This window comes from Rhizobium sp. RHZ01 (assembly GCF_014851595.1).
Classification (GTDB): Bacteria; Pseudomonadota; Alphaproteobacteria; order Rhizobiales; family Rhizobiaceae; genus Rhizobium; species Rhizobium altiplani.
The window spans coordinates 93,397-111,774 of record NZ_JACUZZ010000010.1 but is presented as its reverse complement, the minus strand read 5'-3'; the positions used below and the strand labels follow the sequence as shown (position 1 = coordinate 111,774).

Sequence of the window (18,378 nt, the reverse complement as noted above, 5' to 3'; positions counted from 1 at the left end):
TCCTCACCTAAGATCTTCGATGGCGACAAGGTCGACGTCGGTGTAGTCGACATTGTCGCCGGCCATCGCCCAGATGAATGTGTAGCTTGATGTACCGACACCGGAATGGATGGACCAACCCGGCGACAGGATCGCCTCCTCGTTCTTGACGATGAGGTGGCGCGTTTCGTTCGGCTCCCCCATCAGATGCACGACGCGGGCCTTTTCCGGCAGATCGAAATAGAGATAGGCCTCCATCCGCCGGTCATGCACGTGGCAGGGCATGGTGTTCCAGACAGAGCCGGCAGCAAGCGTCGTCATGCCAACGACGAGCTGACACGTTCTGACACCGTCCGGGTGGATGAACTGGAAGATCGAACGCTCGTTGCTGGTTGCCTGAGAGCCGAGATCGAGACGCTTGGCATCGGCGATACCAATATGCCGTGTCGGATGGCGCATATGTGCCGGCGCGCTCAGCAGATAGAATTTTGCCGGCTCCTCTGCCGAAACCGACTCGAATGTCACCGCCGAGCCCAGCCCGGCGTAGAGCATGTCACGCGTCCCCAGCGCAAACCGCTCGCCATCGACGACGACGATGCCGGCGCCGCCGATGTTGACCGCGATCAGTTCGCGACGCGCCAAGAGGGTTTCTGTTCCCGCCGGCTTGATCGTTTCCAGGTCAAGCGCTTCCGAAGTCGGCATGGCACCGCCGACGATCATCCGGTCGTAATTGCTGTAGTGAAGCTGGATACGGCCGGCCCGAAACAGTGGTGGCAGCAAGAAGTTTTCGCGAAGCTCGGCGGTACCAAATCCCGCTGCGGCCCGCGGATCAATCGCGAAGCGATTGGTGTAGTCAGTGTGAGTCACGTTGCCTCCCATGTCTTTCCAAGTCATCATACATATTGATCATACTTGGGCAACCGCAATCGCTTCATTCCGATCAACTATCGATAGCCTGATGGATGTCAAAAGCTCTGAATAATAAGGAATTGTCGTCGATCGACTCGGATTCCGCAATTTTGTATGACAACATCCACAATTGTTGTCTTAATGGAGCACTGGCGGTATGCTCGGACTTCATTTGCAGAGGCGACAACACCCTTGAACGCAATTCCTCCTCCGGTCGATGGTGGTCCATCACGACGACAGAAGCTCTCTGAACGGATCGCGGACTCCCTCCGTCAGGACTTCCTTTCAGGCCAGATCTCCGTCGGACAGAAGTTGCCGACGGAGGCCCAACTCGCAGAATCCTTCGACGTCAGCAGGACCGTCATTCGCGAGGCGATCGCGGCTCTCTCGGCTGATGGGTTGCTGGAAACGCGACAAGGGGCAGGCATCTTCGTGATTGGTCACCAGTCGTCTGTTCCGATCATCAGACAGGACCGATCAAGCAACATATCGCACGCCCTGAACGTGCTTGAAGTTCGCATCGCGCTTGAAGCTGAAGGTGCGGCGCTGGCCGCCACCCGCAGAAACGCCTCGCAGGAGGCGCAGATTCAGGAGAGCTTTTTCGAGTTCGATCGGCTTTTGCAGCTTGGCAAGCCCACCGGCCAGGCCGACTTTGCATTCCACCGATCGATCGCCGAGGCAACCAACAACCCTTTTTATGTTGAAGTCCTCGACGCCCTCGGGGCGCGAACCATCCCTTGTGACGTCACCTCTCCTTACGCCACCGAAGAGGTTCTCTCGGTCAGCTACCAGGCCGGATTGCAGCGGGAACATCTTGCCATCCTCAACGCAATTTCTGCAGGCGACGCCACGGGTGCGCGCGACGCCATGCGCGCTCATCTGTCGGCAAGCCAGGAGCGATATCGCGAACGCCTGAGGGATCGGCGCACGCGATATCAAAGCATCGTCGAAGCAAGCTAACGGATAACGATGCTCAAGGGGCCTGGGATGACTGGCACCATCATGACCCTCCGACCTCATCCCGCCTGGCTTTCACCTCGTCAGATGTGCCAATCGTTGCTCGCAGTGGCTTCGGTGGCAGCGTGCAATGGGCTGTCCGCGAGGGTATAGGCCCTGATATAGTCGATGTGCATTTCCGAGCCGTTCGCCAGGCCGTTGGACGGCGTTCCAGCCGCACCGCCGACGGCGAGGTTGACCAGCATGTACATGGGATCATGCATGTCTTCGGGTGTGTCCGTCTGCGCGACGGCAACGTCATCGAAGTACCAGGTGATGTGATCCTCGTCCCAGAGAACGCCGTAGTTGTGGAAGCCTTCGGTACTTGCCACCTTGACCGGAAAAGACGTGATCGTATGTGCGCCGCCATGGTCGCTATGGACTGTGGCATTGACAACGTTCGGCTCCTGACCGCGCATCTCGACAACGTCGAGTTCTGGTGGCCATGAGCCGTCCTCCGGAAGGAGCCAGAAGGCCGGCCAAACGCCCTGCTCTGACGGCATATCGGCACGAATCTCGAAATAACCATAGGTCTGAGCAAAGGATGAATGTGTGGTCAGGAGACCAGATGTGTAGTCGTAGCCGTTGATCTGCGCCTGGACCGCCTGCGAGGCGGGTTCTGCCGAAATCGTCAATACGCCGTTGCTCACAGAGAATGGATTTGCCGATGCGGTCGGCGCGTAGGACGGATTGATGTACCACTGCAGTTCACCGTTGCCGGTCAACGGGCTGCCGCGGTCCGGCGCCCACCAGAACTTGGCATCCCACGTGCCCTGGTCGCCACTGCGCAGGGACAGGCTGTTGAACTCGTCATCGAAGCTCAGCGCGAGCTGTGAGCGGTCGAGCGTCAGCTGGAATTGGCTGGCGTGCAGATCCGACACCTCGGTATTGGCAAAGACGAGGCTCTCACCGCCACCGAGATCCAGCCGCAGATTGGCGCCCTCCTGCGTCGTATGAGCCAGCACCTGCTCGAAAGACGAAAGCCCATAGCTGTTCAGACGCACCGTATCGTCGCTGCTGAAATCGACGATCAGATCACTCCCGTGGCCCTTGGTGACGAGGAATGTATCGGCTCCGCCTCCGCCGATCAGCACGTCGTTGCCGGCACCGCCGTCGATCGTCTGGCTTCCCGAGGCTCCAGAGATGATGTTGTCCTGAGCGTTGCCGAAAGCATAGCGCCCGGCACCTGTTACGGTCAGGTTCTCGAAATTCTCAGGGAGCGTATAGCTCATCCAGGTGTTGATGGTGTCGATTCCTCCGCCAGGCTCCTCCGCAGCACGGTTGATGGCGGAATAGAGATAGTAGATGTCATCGCCGGTTCCGCCGTGCATGGTCACGTTGACGGAACTGTCGCCCCATATGGAGTCGTTGCCGGATGTGCCATTCAGCACAGGGCCGGAACCGGTTGCGGAGAACCATGCGGTCGAGGCGCCACTGTAGAACAGCGGTTGGCCGACAGCATTTTGTATTGATTTTGCCATTATCAACTCCTTCGGGTTTTCGTGCTTCTCATGGTCTCCTCCTCCGATGGCTGTCGTCATTCCTCCCGAAATGCACGGACCAACTGGTCCGTAAACGGCTTTGCGAGATAACCGAGCGCCGTGCGCTCGCCCGTCTCGATGAAGGCTTCGACGGGCATCCCGGCAACCGGTGCCAGCTTGCCAAGCCTTTGCCATTCGCTCTCGGGCACCGCGACCCGCAGCGTGTAGTAGGATTGGCCGGAATGCGTGTCCGTTGTCAGGTCAGCGGAGACAGATGCAACGCGTCCCTTCAATTCCGGTGTTGTCCTGTAGCTGAACGCGGAGAACCTCAGGCTGACCTCCTTGCCGACGGCGACCTGGTCGACGTCCTGTGGCGACAATTTCAGCTCCGGCGTGAGCATGTCGTGATCGGGCACGATCTGCATGACGGCCTCACCTGGCGTGACCACGGCACCCTTCGCATGGACAGCAAGTTGATGGACGATACCGTCTTGCGGCGCCCTTATGTCGACGTGTTGTAGCTCGTCCTCTATAGCAACGCGCCGCTCGGCGTATTCGCCGCTGTCGCCCTCCGCCTGCCTCAGCTGTTCGGAGACCTCGCTTCTGTGATCGTCACCCACCTGGATAATCTGCAGCTTCGTTTCGGCGATCTTTCCCTTGATTTCCGCGGTCGAGGCAACGAGGCTGCCGAGTTCTCCCGTCAAATCGGCCGCATCACGTTGCAGGGTGTAGACGCGGGTTGCGGGAATAACTCCCTGCCGAAGCAACGGCTCCAGGCTTGCAAGCTCCTTGCCAATGATGCCGATGGCGCGACGCTTGCCCTCCTGCTGGGCCGACAGTCCTTCGGCCTGCTGGTCGAGCTGGCGGACGCGCTCACGCAGTTGCGCCGTCCTTCCACTGAGCGATGCGCGACGGTCATCAAACAGCCGCAGCTCGGAGCTCATGAGGGCGGTAGCCTGAGTGGCATCGGCATCTCTGACGACCGCTGGAAAAAGAATGACGTTCCCGCCGTCGCGTTCTGCAGAAAGCCTGGCTGATCGCGCTGCAAGCTCTCGCAGCCGCCGCGATACGATCGCAAGATTCGCTTTCGTCTGGGTGTCGTCGAGATGAACGAGGATCTGGCCAGCCGTGACACGATCGCCATTGCGGACGAAGACCTGTCCCACAGTGCCGCCCTTCTGGTGCTGCACCGGCTTCACATAGCTGTCGACGACCAGTGTCCCCTGGGCAATCACCGCGCCGTTTATACGGATCGCCGAGGCAAGCCCGCCAAGAACTCCGACGAGCAGGGCAGCTGTCGCAAGGGCAAGCAACGTAAGTCGGCGGATCGCTCGTTCCGTCGATGTCACAGCCCCGGTCATGACGACAACTCCCCGCCGGCGCGAAGCAGTCGGACGAAGGAACCGGTGGCAGCGACTGACTTTGGTCCTGTCTTGAGAATATCGTTCTTCGGGCCGAGCGCTTTGCCCCGACCGCCCTCGAGAACCAGCACCTTGTCGACCACGGAAAGCGCGCTCGCCCGGTGAGCGATGATCAACACCACCCCTTGCCGCGACCGAACGGACTCGATTGCCTGCGAGAGTGCCAGCTCGCCCTGAACATCGAGATTGGAATTTGGCTCGTCGAGCACAACGAGGAACGGATCCGCGTAGAGGGCTCTTGCCAACCCGATGCGCTGCCGCTGGCCCGCGGACAGGGTTCTGCCCTGCTCGCCGATCCGCGTATCGAAGCCATCGGCAAAGCTCACGATCATATCGTAGACACCCGCGGCCCTGGCGGCCGCGATGATCAACTCCGAAGAGGCCTCCGGATCGAACCGGGCAATGTTGTCGGCGATGGTTCCGTCGAACAGCGACACGTCCTGCGGCAGGTAACCGATGTTGCGGCCGAGTGCTTCCGCCGTCCATTGTGAAAGCGACGCTCCGTCCAGCCTGATATCCCCGGCAAGGGGCGGCCATAGGCCAACGATGCCCCGCGCCAGCGAAGACTTGCCCGAAGCGCTCGGACCGACGATGCCAACTGCCTCACCCGCGCTAACCTCGAAGGACAGCCCGCGAATGATCGGCATCTTCGAGCCCGGAGCTCCCAGATGAAGGTTCTCCACGGCCAGTGATTGCCGCGCCGCCGGTAGCGCGACGTCTCGCTGCCGCCCGTCGGAGAGCTCGACCTCGCGGTCGAGGCGCGACCAAGCCTGGCGGGCAGCCGCAAATCCTCGCCAGTGCGCGATGGCAAGCTCGATCGGGGCGAGCGCGCGGCTCACGAGAATGGAGCTCGCAATCATGATGCCGCCAGTTGCTTCCTGTCGAATGACGAGTATGGCGCCCACGGCCAGCACGGCGGACTGCAGCAACATGCGCGCGGAGCGCGACAGGGTTGAAAGCGAGTTGACGAAAGTGGCCGTGCGCAAGTGACTGTCGAGGTGGCGCCGGTTGACTTCGGCCCAGCGCGCCGAGAGCATTCCACCAAAGCCCATTGCGACGACCGCTTCTGAATTGCGCCTCGCGGTTTCGGCGAAAGCCATTCGTTCAGAAAGGATGGTGGCCGTCTCCCTCGTCGGACCGCGTGATTTCAGCTCCGCAAGCAGCGCCAGCCCCGTCAAGAGGAGCGCGCCAGCCACGGCCGTGAGGCCAATCCAGTGATGAAACAGGAAGCAGAGGGCGAGGTAGAAGGGCATCCAGGGCAGATCGAACAACGCTCCCGGGCCAGGGCCGGACAGAAATCCACGCACTGTATCGATATCGCGGATCGTCTGCAGACCGTCTCCCGGCGCCGGCTTGCGCGATGCCGACAGCGCGACTGAGAGGAAGGCCGGCCCTGAGAACCGCTCATCCACCGCCCGTCCGATCTGCCCGAGAAGCAGGGATCGCGTGAGATCCAGAAGCCATTGGAACGCAAAGAGGGACACAACGATGATGACCAGACCGACGAGGGTCGGCAGGCTGCGGCTGGGAATGACGCGGTCATAGACCTGGAGCATGAAGAACGAGCCACTGAGCGCCAGGATATTGACGAGGCAACTGGTTACACCAAGCCCCAGAGCGCCAACACGCAACGACGAGAAGAGCCCAAAGAAGGGTCGCGGCTGCGAGAGGGATCCGGTTTCAGACAAATGGACTCCTTGTGGTCGTAGCGCAGACACACCATAGCCGAGGCCTTCGGTGGTCGAGAAATCGAGATCGCTTGCCTAGACTGAGGCAAAAGAGACCGAATGACGACCGCAAACAGCGGCGTCTCTTTATTCCGCGCTAAGTCGCCAAATCAGGCGTTAAGCGCGAAGTCGTGTTCCAGTCACTTCGTCGAATGACTGTCTTCTTTCGAACCGCGACAGCGCGATTGCTGAGCGATTCGGCAATACTTGTGAGGGCATTTTATGACATATATAAGATCCCGGTTGCAATTTGTGTCCGGATTTGCGTTTCCAGCCGCGGGTTCGAAGGCTCCGCAAGTCTCACCGGGTACGATCCAGGTTCAAATGATCTGCGCTGTGCATCTAATTGGTGGTAGCAAGTGCGGGCACCAATCGATCGGACAAATCCAGCGGCACCAGAGCAAGTATCGCCCTGTAGTCTCGAAGGCCTCGACTGAGAAAATCTCGCTGCGGCGCGTGCATATGGCCTGAGACCCCTGGCGAGACGGGAACCGAGATTCCGTCCACCCCACCGCACGCATGCATCGACGTCGCGTGTAGCGTCGGTATATCGGCCGCCACAATGGCGCCACAGATTTTCGTGGTTATTTCGATCAAAACAAGCGGATAGCGGACAATGAAGTTCCTGGTTCTATTTGCAACAGTGCTTTTGTTTGCGGCCTTTCACGCCGAGGCGCAGATTTACGGTCCATATGACGACTACGGTGACTATGGCGACTACGGCTACTATGATCCGTATGGTCCATATGGACCGCCACCCGACTATGGCGAGCCGGTGCCGCAGCGCCAACCCCGAACGGGAAGGAGCGGGACAATCGTCATTGCCACACGCGAGCACACGCTTGTCTATACGACGCCTCAAGGTGAACAGCTCGCCTATCCGATTGCGGTCGGGCGCCAGGGAAAACGATGGTACGGCACGACGCATGTCACGTCGAAGCGCAAATATCCCGAGTGGCGACCGACGGCCAGCATGCGCCAGAAGAATCCGAGACTGCCAATGGTCGTGCGTCCCGGCCCTTCCAATCCGCTCGGTACACGGGCCATTTATCTTGCGGACGGCCTGCTGCGCATCCATGGCACCAATGATCCGTCCTCGATCGGCACGAATGCGTCAAGCGGTTGCTTTCGCATGTACCGCGAGGACGTCGAGGAGCTCTACGAGATGGTCCGTCCGGGAACACGGGTGATCGTCCGGCGGTGATATAATAATCGCCCAGTTCGGGTGTCGGCCACACAAAAACTTTTCAAGGGTCCACGTCTGGCGTTTGGAGGCGCCTTGATACGACCGCCAACGCTGGCCTCGACGTCCCGTCATCAAAGCTTCATGCGGCTCTGCCATCACCTCATGACGATGTCGAATCCAAATCTCGCCGAAATCCGTCCCGTGTCATCCCGCATCTCACCGACTGCCTCGCCGCGCCTTGCGGCATTGGCGGTAGCCGTTCTCCTTGGAGGTGCCAGAGCGCGAACATCGCTGCGTCGCCGCCTTGATGGCGAATTGGTCGCAAAAGCGCCGAGGGACTATCAGACCGAGATCGACGTTGCCGTCGAGCGCATCATCGTCGATGAGCTGAACCGATCCTTTCCCACCTACGCGATCAAAGGCGAAGAAGCAGTCGGCAACCGGAACGCAAAGGAAGGCGTGCCTGTCATCTATATCGATCCCATCGACGGGACGACAAATTTCGCCTGGGGAATTCCGCATTTCGGGATGACAATCTCGATCGTAGAGGAAGGCGAACTTGTCGCCGGCGTCGTTTACGACGCGATGCTGGATGAGCTTTTCAGCACGGAACTCGGCGGCGGAGCCTATTTGAATGGCGAGCGGATCCGGTGTGTGAGCTCGAAGGGAGTTGAAGACGTGCTCGTAGGGGCCGGCCTGCCGATTCCCGGACAACTGAAGGCCGTGCCGGAAGACGTGTACTTCAACGCGGTCAAGCGGTTGATGGCCACAACCGCGGGCGTGCGACGGCTGGGTTCGGCGGCCTTGTCGATCGCCTATGTCGCCTGTGGTCGCCTGGACGGTTTTTTTGAGGATGGCTTGTCACTGCACGACTACGGCGCCTCCGCCCTTTTGGTGCGCGAGGCAGGCGGCAAAATCTCGGCGTTTGATGGTGGACCCGTCACCGCGAACGGAGACATCGTTGCCGGCAATCCCGCCCTCCATCCCTGGCTTGTCAAAGGCTTTCAGGCCTGATCTTCGATCAGAAGCCGTTCCAGCCCGACCGGATCATCCGTCGTGATCTGGTCAGCCTTCAGTTCCAGGAGCCGTTTGAAGCCGGGCAATGCGGAAGGGACGGCGGAGTTGATCGTATAGGCGTCGACGAGCCGCCCTGCCCCCTGAAATGCGCCGATCACGTCGTAGCCCGCCTGATCCGCAAATAGCACCAGGCGGCGATCGAGATAGATCATTTGCGCGCGCGGCACGGCTCGTAGCGCACCGGCAACAAAACCCACGAAATCGCGTGTTTCCATCAGCCGCTCGATGGCGCCGTCGTGGCAGGGGTCGTAGCCGATTGCCATGTCAGGCACCGCATGCGAGAGCCGCTCGACGGCGAGCGAGTCACCGCCTGAAAGAATGACTGAGTCGGCAACAGGCGAAATAGCCGCCGCGAATGCGGCGATGTCGGCGTCGCGAATTACGTCCGAATTTTCTTTCAGGTCAAGCTGCAATCCCGCCCTCGGATCCCGGCCGACCTGAGCCAACAGGCGCCCGAGATCCGCAAGCATCATGACCTTGTGTTCGCTCGGCGCCCCGAATGGATCGCGAAGATGCAAGCCACGCAGGTAAGCCTCGGATGCGGATCGAACCATCCCGGTGCCGGTTGTCGCGGCATCAAGCGTCTCGTCGTGCAGCACCGCAAAACCATCACCGGCAAAGCGCATCAGATCGACCTCGACGCTGGCGCCGAGTTCCATGCCTTCCACAATGCGCGCGCCGGTAAAGGAGATGTCGCCGGCAAATCGATGTCCCCGGTGCCACTTCAGCCAGGTACGATGCCCTGCTCTGTCGATCGCAATTCCACGGCCCTCAAGCATGACCAAACACCCGATTGTTCTCCTGTGTCAGGACCGCGACGGACTGGTGAACGAGCCGGTTGTCTCGGAACGCCCTGAAGGCGGCCGCCACCGGTTTCACCGACGTGCCCATGGTCCAGCCACTGTTGCTTGATGTCATCGCTTTCATTCTTGTTCCGTCGCTGAGATCGACGTCGACGATCTTATGGGTGCCAAAATCGATGCTACGGTGAACGATGCCGGTACCCATCTCGTTCGCCGCGACAAGTGACAATGCTTCCGGTCGAATCGCAAGTACGATTTCTCCGTCCGCAACGGGAACAGGGAGCGAAAAGGCTGCATGTTGGCTGATGCCATTCCTGACCGTGGTGCGAATGAAGTTCATCGAACCGATGAACCCGGCGACAAACTCGGTCTCTGGCTCGCGGTAGATGCGATCGGGCGGCGCAATTTGCTCGGTGCAGCCATCGCGTAACACGACGATCCGGTCGGCGAGCGCCAACGCTTCATCCTGTCCGTGCGTGACGAAGAGCGTCGTGATGCCAAGCCGCTGCTGAATGTCGCGCACCTCCTCACGCAACCGCTCACGCAAGTGCTGGTCGAGGCTGGCGAAGGGCTCGTCGAGCAGGAGAATCTTGGGTTCGAGCACCAGCGAGCGGGCCAGCGCCACACGCTGCTGCTGGCCACCGGAAAGCTGCGTGGTGATGCGCCTGCCGTAGTCGGCAAGACCAACGAGCGCCAGCGCCTGTTCGACGCGCTCTTTTATCTCGGCTCTGGGAAGGCGGCGAAGCTTGAGGCCGAATGCAATATTGTTGAAGACGTCCATATGCGTCCACAGGGCATGGCTTTGGAACACCATGCCCGTCGGACGTTTTTCCGGCGGCAGTGACGTAACATCCTTTGCATCTATCAGAATGCTTCCCCCGGTCGGTCGTTCGAAGCCGCCAATCATGCGCAGCAATGTCGACTTGCCTGATCCGGAAGGACCAAGCAAACAGACCAGTTCACCATCCTCGACATCGAGGGAGACATCGCGGACCGCATAGGTGGCGCCGAAGCTCTTGGATATCCCTTTTATGGTCAAGCGTGCCATCTGAAGCCCTTCCTGGTGCCATCCGCCGCAATGAACATCATGCTCCCAGCCCCCTTGCGAAGGTACCGGTGCCGACCACTCTTCGGGCAAACATCAGTGCGACGAAAGAGGGAACCCACAGCATCACCGATAGGACGGCGCCATACTGAACGACGATCTGGTTGTTGATGAAGGTGACCATGAGGACCGGCATCGTGCGGATCTGCGGCGCTCCGATCAGCCACGCCCCTTCGGTTTCGTAGAACGTCCCGACAAAGGTCAGCAGGAGGGCCGCAGCGATCGTTGGCGCCGCCTGCGGCAGGGTAATCGACCAGAAGACACGCAAAGGGGTTGCCCCGGCATCGCGCGCGGCCTCTTCCATTCGCCGATCGACGTTCTTGAAAGCCGCCACGGGAATCCAGATCATCAGCATCAGCGTTCCGACCAGTTGAATGAGGACCACGCCCCAGAACGTGCTGATCAATCCGATCTGAAGAAAGATCCCGGCGATCGCCACCAGAAGCCCGAATTTCGGGAAGGCATGCGACGCCAGGAACGACAGAAAGAGAACGTCCCTGCCCGGGAATTTCATGCGCGCAAAGGCATAGGCGGCCGGGAGACAGATTACCGCTGAAAGAATGGTCACCGTCGTCGCCAGACGAAGGCTGAGAAAAAGGGCGTCCCACACATCGGTTCGCGACAATGTCAGCGACCAATAGCGCAGTCCGAACTGTTGGGGGATCACAGCCGGGTAGCGCCAGACCTCGCTGAAAGCCCAGGTTCCGACGACAACGAGCGGCAAAGCGATGAACAGCGTCAGCAGCAACGCCAGCAGGGCGCCGATCAAATCCATCTCCGCGATGACAAGCCTTCCGTGCCTCATCACACGCCTCCCCTGTTGCGGGCGATTGAGCGCACGTAAAGCACTCCGAAGACAAGGCAGAAGCCGAAGGCGATGACAGCCTGCGTCAGAGCGTTGACGGGGTCGTTCATGTCCGAGAACGTCCGCTGCATGAAGGGCCCCATCATCTCCGGCGATGCCGGCCCGAGAAGATAAGGCAGCGTGAAGGACGAGAAGATGCCGAGGATTGCGAAAGAAGTGGTGACGAGCAGGGAATTGCCCATCCGCGGCATGATGATCGACAGGAAGACGCGCAGCGGCGAAGCGCCGACGTCCCGTGCGGCTTCGATGGAGCTCTTTGGAATATTTCCCAGTCCAGCCGTCAGCATGAGGACCGTGAGCGGCAGGTTATCCCAGACGAGACCGATGACCGGCCCCCACGGCGTCAGGTAGGGTGACGGCAGCTTCGGCAATCCAACGCCATTCAGCAACACGTCGACGGCGCCGTTGGGGCCAATGGTGCGGATCAGCGCATAGGACAGAATGATCGAGGGCACGAACATCGGAAAGATGGCAAGCCCTTGCACATAGGCCGAGAGCGGCCCGCGGGAAAACCGGAGATAGAGCGCGATCGGCAGGCCGATTGCCAGAAGCAGCACTCCGCAAACCAGGGTCGTCCAGAGCGTGATCCAAAGGTTTGCACGACTGTACTGGTCGCTGAAAAAGAACTGGTAGGAGCCGAAGGATATCGCCGATGCGCCACCCGGCTGCGCGACGAAGATCGTGCTCGCGACCGCCGACAGGATCGGGTAGATGATCAGCCAAGCCAAGAGAAGCGCAGGCAGGGCTACCAAACCAAGCCCCACCCAACCTTGGCTTCTCATTGGCGCGGACCATCGCGCCAACAGCGGAAGTGACATTGACCTGCGCATCAGGTGCGGCTGATCCCCCGTGCGACGTTGCGATACCAACCGTCGTTGATGGTGGTTTCCCAATCACCGCCCGGGAAGGTGGGGATGGTCGCCGGGATGACATCGGCATACTTCTGGCGCAGCTCGTCCGAGATATGCTCCCATGATACGCCCGGGAAACCGCCGATCTCGGTGATGATCGCTTCCTGCATTTCCTTGGTCAGCAGGAAGGCGGCGAGATTCATTGCTGCGTCCTTGTTGGCGCCGTTCGAGAACACGGTCAAGCGGGAGAAGCCGCCGCACAATGCGAGATCGCCCAGCTGAACGAGACCGGTCGTCTCCGGCAGAACACCTTGCGAGATCGCCTGCAGCACCTGGTCGGACCAGACGGGCGTCATCGTCACGACGCCTTGCGCCAGAAGCTGGATCGACTGCGTGTTGCCGGCCGTATAGGCGCCCTTCTCGTAGAGGGACGGCGCCAGATCGTTGAGAAGTGCCCAGGCCGGCGTCACGGCTTGGTTGGCGTAATCGGCCGTGAAGTTGTCGATCGTGAACTTCTTCGGGTCACGACCGTTGGCTTCGTGGATGGCGCGGCGAACGAAGTTTCCGCCGGAGCCACCCTTGTCGGGACGATTATAGATGAACTGGCCCGGATTGGACTTGATCCAGGCCGTCAGCTGTTCCCAGCTCCTGGGTGCATCCTTCGGGTCGAGCTTGGTCTTGTCATATGCAAGCAAGACCTGCGAGCCGCGATAGGGTAGCGAATACTTGCTGTCGAATGCGAGTGGATTGACGTGGCCGAAGCCTTCGACGTTCTGCGCCGAGAATTCGACCCAGAGACCGGCTTCAGCGCCCGCCGGCGGAAGACGTGGATCGAAGCTCTCGAAGATATCGGCCTGCGGATCCGTCTTCGTCTTGAGCGCTGCCAGAGCGCGGTCTGCAATCGCGCGCAAACCGGTGTTGTCACCGGCGTCCGTAATCTTCACGGCCAAATCCGGATGAGCCTTTTCGAAGGCGGGGCGGACGATGTTGTTCCAGAAGTCGATGATATTCGCGTCCGATCCGCTATAGAGATCGATCGTCTTTGTCGCGGCCGATGCCAGGGGTGGCATCATCAGCATGCCGGCGGCCGCGGTTGTGGTGACAAGGAAGTCGCGTCTGTTCATAGCCCTCTCCATTGGCTCGCGTGTAGAAGGCCGTGCTACGCCTGGCGCGTCACAGACTCATGACAGCAGCGCCGATTTAGGAGAAATATTGCACAGCTGCGCAATCCATCTCGTCCCCTTTGGAAAGGGAAGTCATACGAGTCAGCGCGAACGGTGGATGGGGGATGCCTCTCTTGATCTGGCACGCGGAAACCTGTCGGCCGCGCTCGAAGGTTACGGGCAGCGCGGCATGGTCCGGACCGGGTGGACCAGGGACGATGCGATCACGACTTTGATCGCCGATTGGAACCGCGGCTACGATCCGGCCAAATCCCTGCGCATCGCCGTCGCGATGTCCGGATGCTGAATAAGATTGAACGGTCACGCGTTCAAGCCGGAAGACGGATCGCGGCATTTCGCGGCCGGGGACCAGATCGTCTTTCCTTGTCTTCGACAACATGCGGTCGTCGGCACCGAGCACGAGGTAGTTGCCGCTCTATGCGATGCATCAGAAAAAGGTGGTAGAACTCCTCGACAGGAATCGTTTGAGGGTCCTATGAGATGCGACCGCATGCAATGATAAGGCTGATTGAGTTCGGGCGTGAGCATTTCCCAACGGTCGCCGGTTGGCTTCGCAGCGAGCGCGACCTGGTGCAATGGGGCGGACCTGATCTGACCTATCCACTAAGCGACCATCAACTTGAGCAGATGGTAGAGGAAGGGCAAACGACACCACCATCACGGCTGTGTTGGATGGCGGTTGACGTTGCTCAAACCTTGGTGGGCCATGTCCAGCTTGCTCTCGACTGGAAGAATGGCGTCGCGCGGGTGGCTCGGGTCATAATAGCGCCTGAGGTTCGCGGAAGGGGGCATGCGTCCGCTCTATTAGAGTCGGTGGTGATGCAAGCTTTCTCCTACGACGAGATCGAGAGAACTGAACTCAACGTATATAGCTGGAACGCGGCAGCTGTCCGAACCTACAACAAGGTCGGCTTTTCTCATGAGGGATTGAGGCGGTCATCCGTCCGGGTTGGCGATGAGAGGTGGGACACGGCAGTCATGGGCATATTGCGGCCCGAGTGGGAAGCGAGGCGATTATGACAGGAGTCCCTGCGGTATCGATCACTGGACAAGGTTCGGTGGAGGTGGGGATGCGCTCGATGGATCGTAGTTGTAGTCCTCTATGATATCCGGAGAATTCCTTAGTAACTCGTCCATACACCATCGCCCGGATGGCGGACTAGGGGTTCTCCCCGATGGTCATGCAGCCTTCCAATTCATCCTCAATGTCGCGACAAAGGGTCTCATATTCAGCGGTGAGCGTGTAATCGGCATTCGATCTGAACCTGTCTCTAGCCCTGATCGCGAAAGCGTAATTCTCAAGTTCGTAGGTCCACCAGTGAGCAATTGACGCGTGGCATCGTAGATGAGGGCGACGCACGAGGAGCGACGCCAGGCCGTAACGAAACGCATCGAAAGGTGGCTGTTCCATTTTCCTCAGACCTCTGAACAGCATCTTAACACTCCCCCTGAGTTTTTGTTACAGGATCCTGAGCGCCACAGGAGCGCGAATGACTCAGTGCACTCACCATCCGCACCTGTCATTGAGGAGTGGGCGCCTAGCCTGAGCCTTCCTTCATGCCGACCTACCGGATCGTAGTGAAGCATCATCGGAACAAGAAGTTTATCGTGCGCCGCTTCCCGATCTTCACCGGCTATGTATTCGTCAACCTGCCGACACAGCGGTTCGTCCCGGTCGAGGCCGTGGAGGGTGTCGGGAAACGTCTGAAGTACAGCCGGACCTACGGCGAAGCCCCAGCCGTTCAGCTTCCAGCAAGAAGTGATTGATCGCCTCCGATACATGGTCTGGGAGACGACCAGGAGTACCTGCTGGAAAAGGCTTCACGCATGCGACAGGAGGAAGTTGATCGGGAGATGATGGAGGCCAAGAAGCCTGCATCAAGAGCTAGCCGCAAGATCCGGAACGCCGCACTCGACTCTCGGTCGGCCGCAACGCCTGTCCCGCTAGAGTTTTCTACTAGCGGTAGGTTCTGATACCACTATTGAAGTACGTGCGATGGATGGTTGGTTGTGCTCTTATGGGCGCGGCCCAAATTCGGCCTCTGTAACAATGCTCGGGGGTCCGCGAACCCCTGCGGACCTCTTAATTCCCCCAAATTATTTAGTCGCACTAATGCAAACGAGGCGTCGCACTTTCATCGTCGAGCGATATTTTTCGCATGGCTTGCAAAGTCGCTCGCAAGCAGAGAGGCGCACTGCCATGCGGAACCCCAAACAAGGCCAGTGCGCCTCTCCCCCACATGTCTCAAAGCGACGCAGCTGCCGTGAAGAACGCGTCGATCTGCTCCGTGAAGCCCATGGCGGCGAAACCCGCTGCCCGGACGAACGATCCGGAATACGCATAGGCGATCTGAACTGCCTTGGACTGCGAAGCGCTCCACGCGTCGACTTCCTCCAGGAGGCGGCGGCTAGAAACTGTAGCTTGAACTGCCCAGCGGAAACACTTGCTAATTTCCGCTCCATGACAGGCCCCGAGGCGATGAATTCCGCCTCTTCCTCCGGGGTCATCTCATACTCGACACCATTGACGATTTTCTTCAGCCGCGTAGCGCCGTTCTCCGCGAGAGCCGCGGTGTAGTTCCCCGATTTCTCTTGCTATTCAACGGCCAATGATAGCTAGGTCTGTTTTCACGAGGAGACTGCGCAAATGGCCAAGGGTCAGGTACGAAGCAACAAGGAAGTTAGGAAGCCCAAAAAGGACAAGGCTGCCCCCAAAAGCGCCCCGCCCACTCTAGGTTCTCAGGTCAAGGATAGCCAAAGCGGCTTGAAGAAGAAGTAAGGTATGCAGAGGCGAAATACAGTCGCCTGTTCTACGCCCACGCAATAAGGAGGCCGTAGTGTCAAACCAAAGACCGCGACGCGGCAAAGCCGATCCGGGGTTCTCGGGGCGTGAACCATACCACGTTGCAACGTTTGCAGAGAAGCACGGCATCGCCACGTCCGATGCACAGCGCATCATCAAAATGCATGGATCTGACCGTGATGCTTGTGACAAGGCCGCTAACCGGCTGAAATAGCATAGACAGCCGAGGGCGGCGGGTGAAGGGTCGATTGCGGCTGTACCGTTCGGCTCGGAACGCCAGGTCTTATTGCTGTGGCCGGAAGCGCAGAAACAGACGCCTGATCTCCAGACCAATCAATGTCGCTGCAGGGGGAAACGCCACTTGCAGAGCATAGTAGACAAGTCGAAGGAAATCCGGGTCGGGAGCACTCCACAAGTTGCCCCCACTCGAGATACCGAGGTCTATGTATTGCTCGATCCATCGGAAAACGGCGTCTGCCACTTCCTCCGGCCCTGCCCCGACCTTGTCGGAAAGCCGCTCTATATCAACGTTGATCAGATCGCCTCGGTGAGCCAGCCGGGCAACCAAACGGTGGTCGTCGTACCTGCCCCAGGACGAGACGGAGCCCTTGCATACGCCGTTAATGAACCCTGGAGTGTGCGGAGGGGGAGGTTCCGGGAAGGGGTCCAGCCGACCGCAGAAAGAAGCCTGCGCAGGAGCGATCAGCGGTGCGGTGACACAGGAAGAGGGCCAGTCCGCATTCCTTGCGGCAGCCAGTGAAGCAATGGTCATATTCAGGATCGCCTGAGCAGGAACGCAGCCGGCCGAGGATCAGATTGACCCTGAGCACTCCGCTGATCGCATAAAAAAAACCCGAAGCGTTGCGGGCGGGGCAGTTTATCGATCGGTGAAAAGGCCGCACCATGCGCGCATCGCATAGGAAACCCGTCGGTATTCGCGGCCGACGGGTTTCGATAGCTAGAAATTAAAATACACGCCCACACCGGACCTGCGATGGTAGGGGTAGTAGTCGCGATAGCCGTATCGCGGATAACCGTAATACCGCTGATGGCCGTAGTACCGTGGACGGTAGCACGACCCGTAATACCGGCAATCGCGATAGGCGTAGCGTCGGTTCTTATAGTGGCCGTACGCATGTCCATTCCCATGGTCGCGGTGGTCGACCTGTTCGACGTCAGTGGCGTGCATTGGTACTGTTTTCGGCACAACGATCGGCGCAGCATTAAGCGGCAGGGCGAACGATCCAGCCATGATCATGGCGGCGAGTGAGGGCATGAGCTTCTTCATCATCGGAACATCCTTTCAGAATGCGAGTCTGAGGTAATGGGCATTAACCTCCGATGAACGGCTGCTCGTTGAACTCCGGCTGGCTTCTTATGCTGGCGTTGGAGACAAGTGGTGAATGAACTTGACGCATTGAGCGCTCAACGCCATTTCATCTCCGCGCTCGGGCGGGTGCGAACCCCAAACCTATCGGCATGCGGCTGTCGGCAACCTCTTCAAGGAGAGGCGCTATGCGCATGGCCCATCACCCGTCCGACTTCATCGGGTATGAACTCCGGTACTCCTGCACCAAATGCCAACGAAGCGGATCGATGCCCGCCGCGGGTGCCCTCGCCCGTTACGGGAACAAGGCGTTGCCTGAGCTTCGCTATGACTTCGCTCGGGAATTCGGATGCGATCGCGGACCCAACGCACCATTCAATGACAAGTGCGCGATAAGGTACGACAGCTCGGCAGAGAAGATGCTGGGCATCGAGGTGCCGCCGCCTAAGGCCGATCACGAAAGAACACTCGGCGAACTGGCGCGGTATGAGGCGCTGTTTGCGCTATGTCTGGAGTGCAACCGCCGGAAGCATATCGATCGCTGGGGGATACAGAAGAAGGTCGGGAAGGGATTGACGCTCGCTCAACTCGCCGGCCTCATGCGCTGCAAGTGTGGGCACAAGGGCGCCCTCTTGATGGTGAGGCATTAGTCGCGAGACTGAAG

General features: G+C 59.5%; 19 protein-coding genes. 8 read left to right on the top strand and 11 right to left on the bottom strand.

What is annotated here, in order from left to right:
* Positions 1 to 3: 3 nt before the first annotated feature.
* Positions 4 to 846, bottom strand: coding sequence for a 5-dehydro-4-deoxy-D-glucuronate isomerase (gene kduI / locus IB248_RS12975; RefSeq protein ID WP_192241006.1), 843 nt, complete (start codon positions 844 to 846; stop codon positions 4 to 6).
* 234 nt (positions 847 to 1,080) lie between these two features.
* Here kduI and IB248_RS12970 point away from each other — a divergent pair, with 234 nt between their 5' ends.
* Entirely contained in the window at positions 1,081 to 1,848 is a 768-nt protein-coding gene (locus IB248_RS12970) for a FadR/GntR family transcriptional regulator (protein ID WP_192241005.1), read from the top strand.
* An 80-nt stretch (positions 1,849 to 1,928) separates the two neighbouring features.
* On the opposite strand, the gene IB248_RS12965 is transcribed toward IB248_RS12970, so the two are convergent.
* From IB248_RS12965 to IB248_RS12955, 3 genes are read right to left on the bottom strand one after another with little or no spacing between them, the layout of a single operon-like run.
* Entirely contained in the window at positions 1,929 to 3,365 is a 1,437-nt protein-coding gene (locus tag IB248_RS12965; protein WP_192241004.1) for a family 16 glycosylhydrolase, read from the bottom strand.
* Between the two features lie 56 nt (positions 3,366 to 3,421).
* Positions 3,422 to 4,726 carry an HlyD family type I secretion periplasmic adaptor subunit gene (locus tag IB248_RS12960; protein ID WP_192241003.1) on the bottom strand — a complete coding sequence of 435 codons (1,305 nt, stop codon included), beginning with the start codon at positions 4,724 to 4,726 and terminating at the stop codon, positions 3,422 to 3,424.
* The gene (locus IB248_RS12955) at positions 4,723 to 6,474 is read right to left on the bottom strand and encodes a type I secretion system permease/ATPase (protein ID WP_192241002.1); all 1,752 of its coding nucleotides are present in this window, start codon (positions 6,472 to 6,474) and stop codon (positions 4,723 to 4,725) included. Before IB248_RS12955 ends, IB248_RS12960 begins: the two co-directional genes overlap by 4 nt.
* Before the next feature lie 655 nt (positions 6,475 to 7,129).
* On the opposite strand from IB248_RS12955, the gene IB248_RS12950 reads away from it, so the two are divergent.
* Positions 7,130 to 7,717 (top strand): L,D-transpeptidase, encoded by a 588-nt coding sequence (locus IB248_RS12950; RefSeq protein WP_192241001.1) that lies wholly within the window; start codon positions 7,130 to 7,132, stop codon positions 7,715 to 7,717.
* Between the two features lie 150 nt (positions 7,718 to 7,867).
* Positions 7,868 to 8,713, top strand: a complete 846-nt coding sequence (locus tag IB248_RS12945; protein ID WP_192241051.1) for an inositol monophosphatase family protein — start codon at positions 7,868 to 7,870, stop codon at positions 8,711 to 8,713.
* Here the strand turns inward: IB248_RS12945 and IB248_RS12940 are convergent.
* From IB248_RS12940 to IB248_RS12920, 5 genes are read right to left on the bottom strand one after another with little or no spacing between them, the layout of a single operon-like run.
* Positions 8,704 to 9,555 (bottom strand): glycerophosphodiester phosphodiesterase, encoded by an 852-nt coding sequence (locus IB248_RS12940; protein WP_192241000.1) that lies wholly within the window; start codon positions 9,553 to 9,555, stop codon positions 8,704 to 8,706. The two genes, IB248_RS12945 and IB248_RS12940, sit on opposite strands and share 10 nt — an antisense overlap.
* Positions 9,548 to 10,627, bottom strand: coding sequence for an ABC transporter ATP-binding protein (locus tag IB248_RS12935; RefSeq protein WP_192240999.1), 1,080 nt, complete (start codon positions 10,625 to 10,627; stop codon positions 9,548 to 9,550). Before IB248_RS12935 ends, IB248_RS12940 begins: the two co-directional genes overlap by 8 nt.
* Before the next feature lie 37 nt (positions 10,628 to 10,664).
* Complete coding sequence (locus tag IB248_RS12930) at positions 10,665 to 11,489, bottom strand: ABC transporter permease subunit (RefSeq protein ID WP_192240998.1); 825 nt, start codon at positions 11,487 to 11,489, stop codon at positions 10,665 to 10,667.
* Positions 11,489 to 12,367, bottom strand: a complete 879-nt coding sequence (locus IB248_RS12925) for an ABC transporter permease subunit (protein ID WP_246779240.1) — start codon at positions 12,365 to 12,367, stop codon at positions 11,489 to 11,491. The genes IB248_RS12930 and IB248_RS12925 overlap by 1 nt, the downstream gene beginning before the upstream one ends.
* Before the next feature lie 11 nt (positions 12,368 to 12,378).
* The gene (locus IB248_RS12920; protein ID WP_192240996.1) at positions 12,379 to 13,524 is read right to left on the bottom strand and encodes an extracellular solute-binding protein; all 1,146 of its coding nucleotides are present in this window, start codon (positions 13,522 to 13,524) and stop codon (positions 12,379 to 12,381) included.
* 157 nt (positions 13,525 to 13,681) lie between these two features.
* Here IB248_RS12920 and IB248_RS12915 point away from each other — a divergent pair, with 157 nt between their 5' ends.
* The 4 genes from IB248_RS12915 (at position 13,682) to IB248_RS31695 (ending at position 16,601) form a co-directional block, all read left to right on the top strand.
* Positions 13,682 to 13,870, top strand: a complete 189-nt coding sequence (locus IB248_RS12915) for a hypothetical protein (RefSeq protein ID WP_192240995.1) — start codon at positions 13,682 to 13,684, stop codon at positions 13,868 to 13,870.
* Between the two features lie 209 nt (positions 13,871 to 14,079).
* Positions 14,080 to 14,604 (top strand): GNAT family protein, encoded by a 525-nt coding sequence (locus IB248_RS12910; protein WP_192240994.1) that lies wholly within the window; start codon positions 14,080 to 14,082, stop codon positions 14,602 to 14,604.
* A 537-nt stretch (positions 14,605 to 15,141) separates the two neighbouring features.
* Complete coding sequence (locus tag IB248_RS12905) at positions 15,142 to 15,351, top strand: hypothetical protein (protein ID WP_192240993.1); 210 nt, start codon at positions 15,142 to 15,144, stop codon at positions 15,349 to 15,351.
* Between the two features lie 1,070 nt (positions 15,352 to 16,421).
* Positions 16,422 to 16,601, top strand: coding sequence for a DUF3606 domain-containing protein (locus tag IB248_RS31695; protein ID WP_084659704.1), 180 nt, complete (start codon positions 16,422 to 16,424; stop codon positions 16,599 to 16,601).
* Positions 16,602 to 16,670: 69 nt separating this feature from the next.
* Here the strand turns inward: IB248_RS31695 and IB248_RS12900 are convergent, their stop codons facing one another.
* The gene (locus IB248_RS12900; RefSeq protein ID WP_192240992.1) at positions 16,671 to 17,159 is read right to left on the bottom strand and encodes a hypothetical protein; all 489 of its coding nucleotides are present in this window, start codon (positions 17,157 to 17,159) and stop codon (positions 16,671 to 16,673) included.
* Between the two features lie 186 nt (positions 17,160 to 17,345).
* On the bottom strand, positions 17,346 to 17,675 hold the full coding sequence (locus IB248_RS12895; RefSeq protein ID WP_192241050.1) for a hypothetical protein: 330 nt from the start codon (positions 17,673 to 17,675) through the stop codon (positions 17,346 to 17,348).
* A gap of 227 nt (positions 17,676 to 17,902) precedes the next feature.
* On the opposite strand from IB248_RS12895, the gene IB248_RS12890 reads away from it, so the two are divergent.
* The gene (locus IB248_RS12890; RefSeq protein WP_192240991.1) at positions 17,903 to 18,364 is read left to right on the top strand and encodes a hypothetical protein; all 462 of its coding nucleotides are present in this window, start codon (positions 17,903 to 17,905) and stop codon (positions 18,362 to 18,364) included.
* Positions 18,365 to 18,378: the final 14 nt, after the last annotated feature.

Coding starts and splice junctions, on each gene's coding strand:
- IB248_RS12965 (WP_192241004.1), bottom strand. CDS start 3,365: ATGGCAAAATCAATACAAAATGCTGTCGGCCAACCGCTGTTCTACAGT.
- IB248_RS12960 (WP_192241003.1), bottom strand. CDS start 4,726: ATGACCGGGGCTGTGACATCGACGGAACGAGCGATCCGCCGACTTACG.
- IB248_RS12950 (WP_192241001.1), top strand. CDS start 7,130: ATGAAGTTCCTGGTTCTATTTGCAACAGTGCTTTTGTTTGCGGCCTTT.
- IB248_RS12945 (WP_192241051.1), top strand. CDS start 7,868: ATGTCGAATCCAAATCTCGCCGAAATCCGTCCCGTGTCATCCCGCATC.
- IB248_RS12940 (WP_192241000.1), bottom strand. CDS start 9,555: ATGCTTGAGGGCCGTGGAATTGCGATCGACAGAGCAGGGCATCGTACC.
- IB248_RS12935 (WP_192240999.1), bottom strand. CDS start 10,627: ATGGCACGCTTGACCATAAAAGGGATATCCAAGAGCTTCGGCGCCACC.
- IB248_RS12930 (WP_192240998.1), bottom strand. CDS start 11,489: ATGAGGCACGGAAGGCTTGTCATCGCGGAGATGGATTTGATCGGCGCC.
- IB248_RS12925 (WP_246779240.1), bottom strand. CDS start 12,367: ATGTCACTTCCGCTGTTGGCGCGATGGTCCGCGCCAATGAGAAGCCAA.
- IB248_RS12920 (WP_192240996.1), bottom strand. CDS start 13,524: ATGAACAGACGCGACTTCCTTGTCACCACAACCGCGGCCGCCGGCATG.
- IB248_RS12915 (WP_192240995.1), top strand. CDS start 13,682: ATGGGGGATGCCTCTCTTGATCTGGCACGCGGAAACCTGTCGGCCGCG.
- IB248_RS12910 (WP_192240994.1), top strand. CDS start 14,080: ATGATAAGGCTGATTGAGTTCGGGCGTGAGCATTTCCCAACGGTCGCC.
- IB248_RS12905 (WP_192240993.1), top strand. CDS start 15,142: ATGCCGACCTACCGGATCGTAGTGAAGCATCATCGGAACAAGAAGTTT.
- IB248_RS12900 (WP_192240992.1), bottom strand. CDS start 17,159: ATGACCATTGCTTCACTGGCTGCCGCAAGGAATGCGGACTGGCCCTCT.
- IB248_RS12895 (WP_192241050.1), bottom strand. CDS start 17,675: ATGAAGAAGCTCATGCCCTCACTCGCCGCCATGATCATGGCTGGATCG.
- IB248_RS12890 (WP_192240991.1), top strand. CDS start 17,903: ATGCGCATGGCCCATCACCCGTCCGACTTCATCGGGTATGAACTCCGG.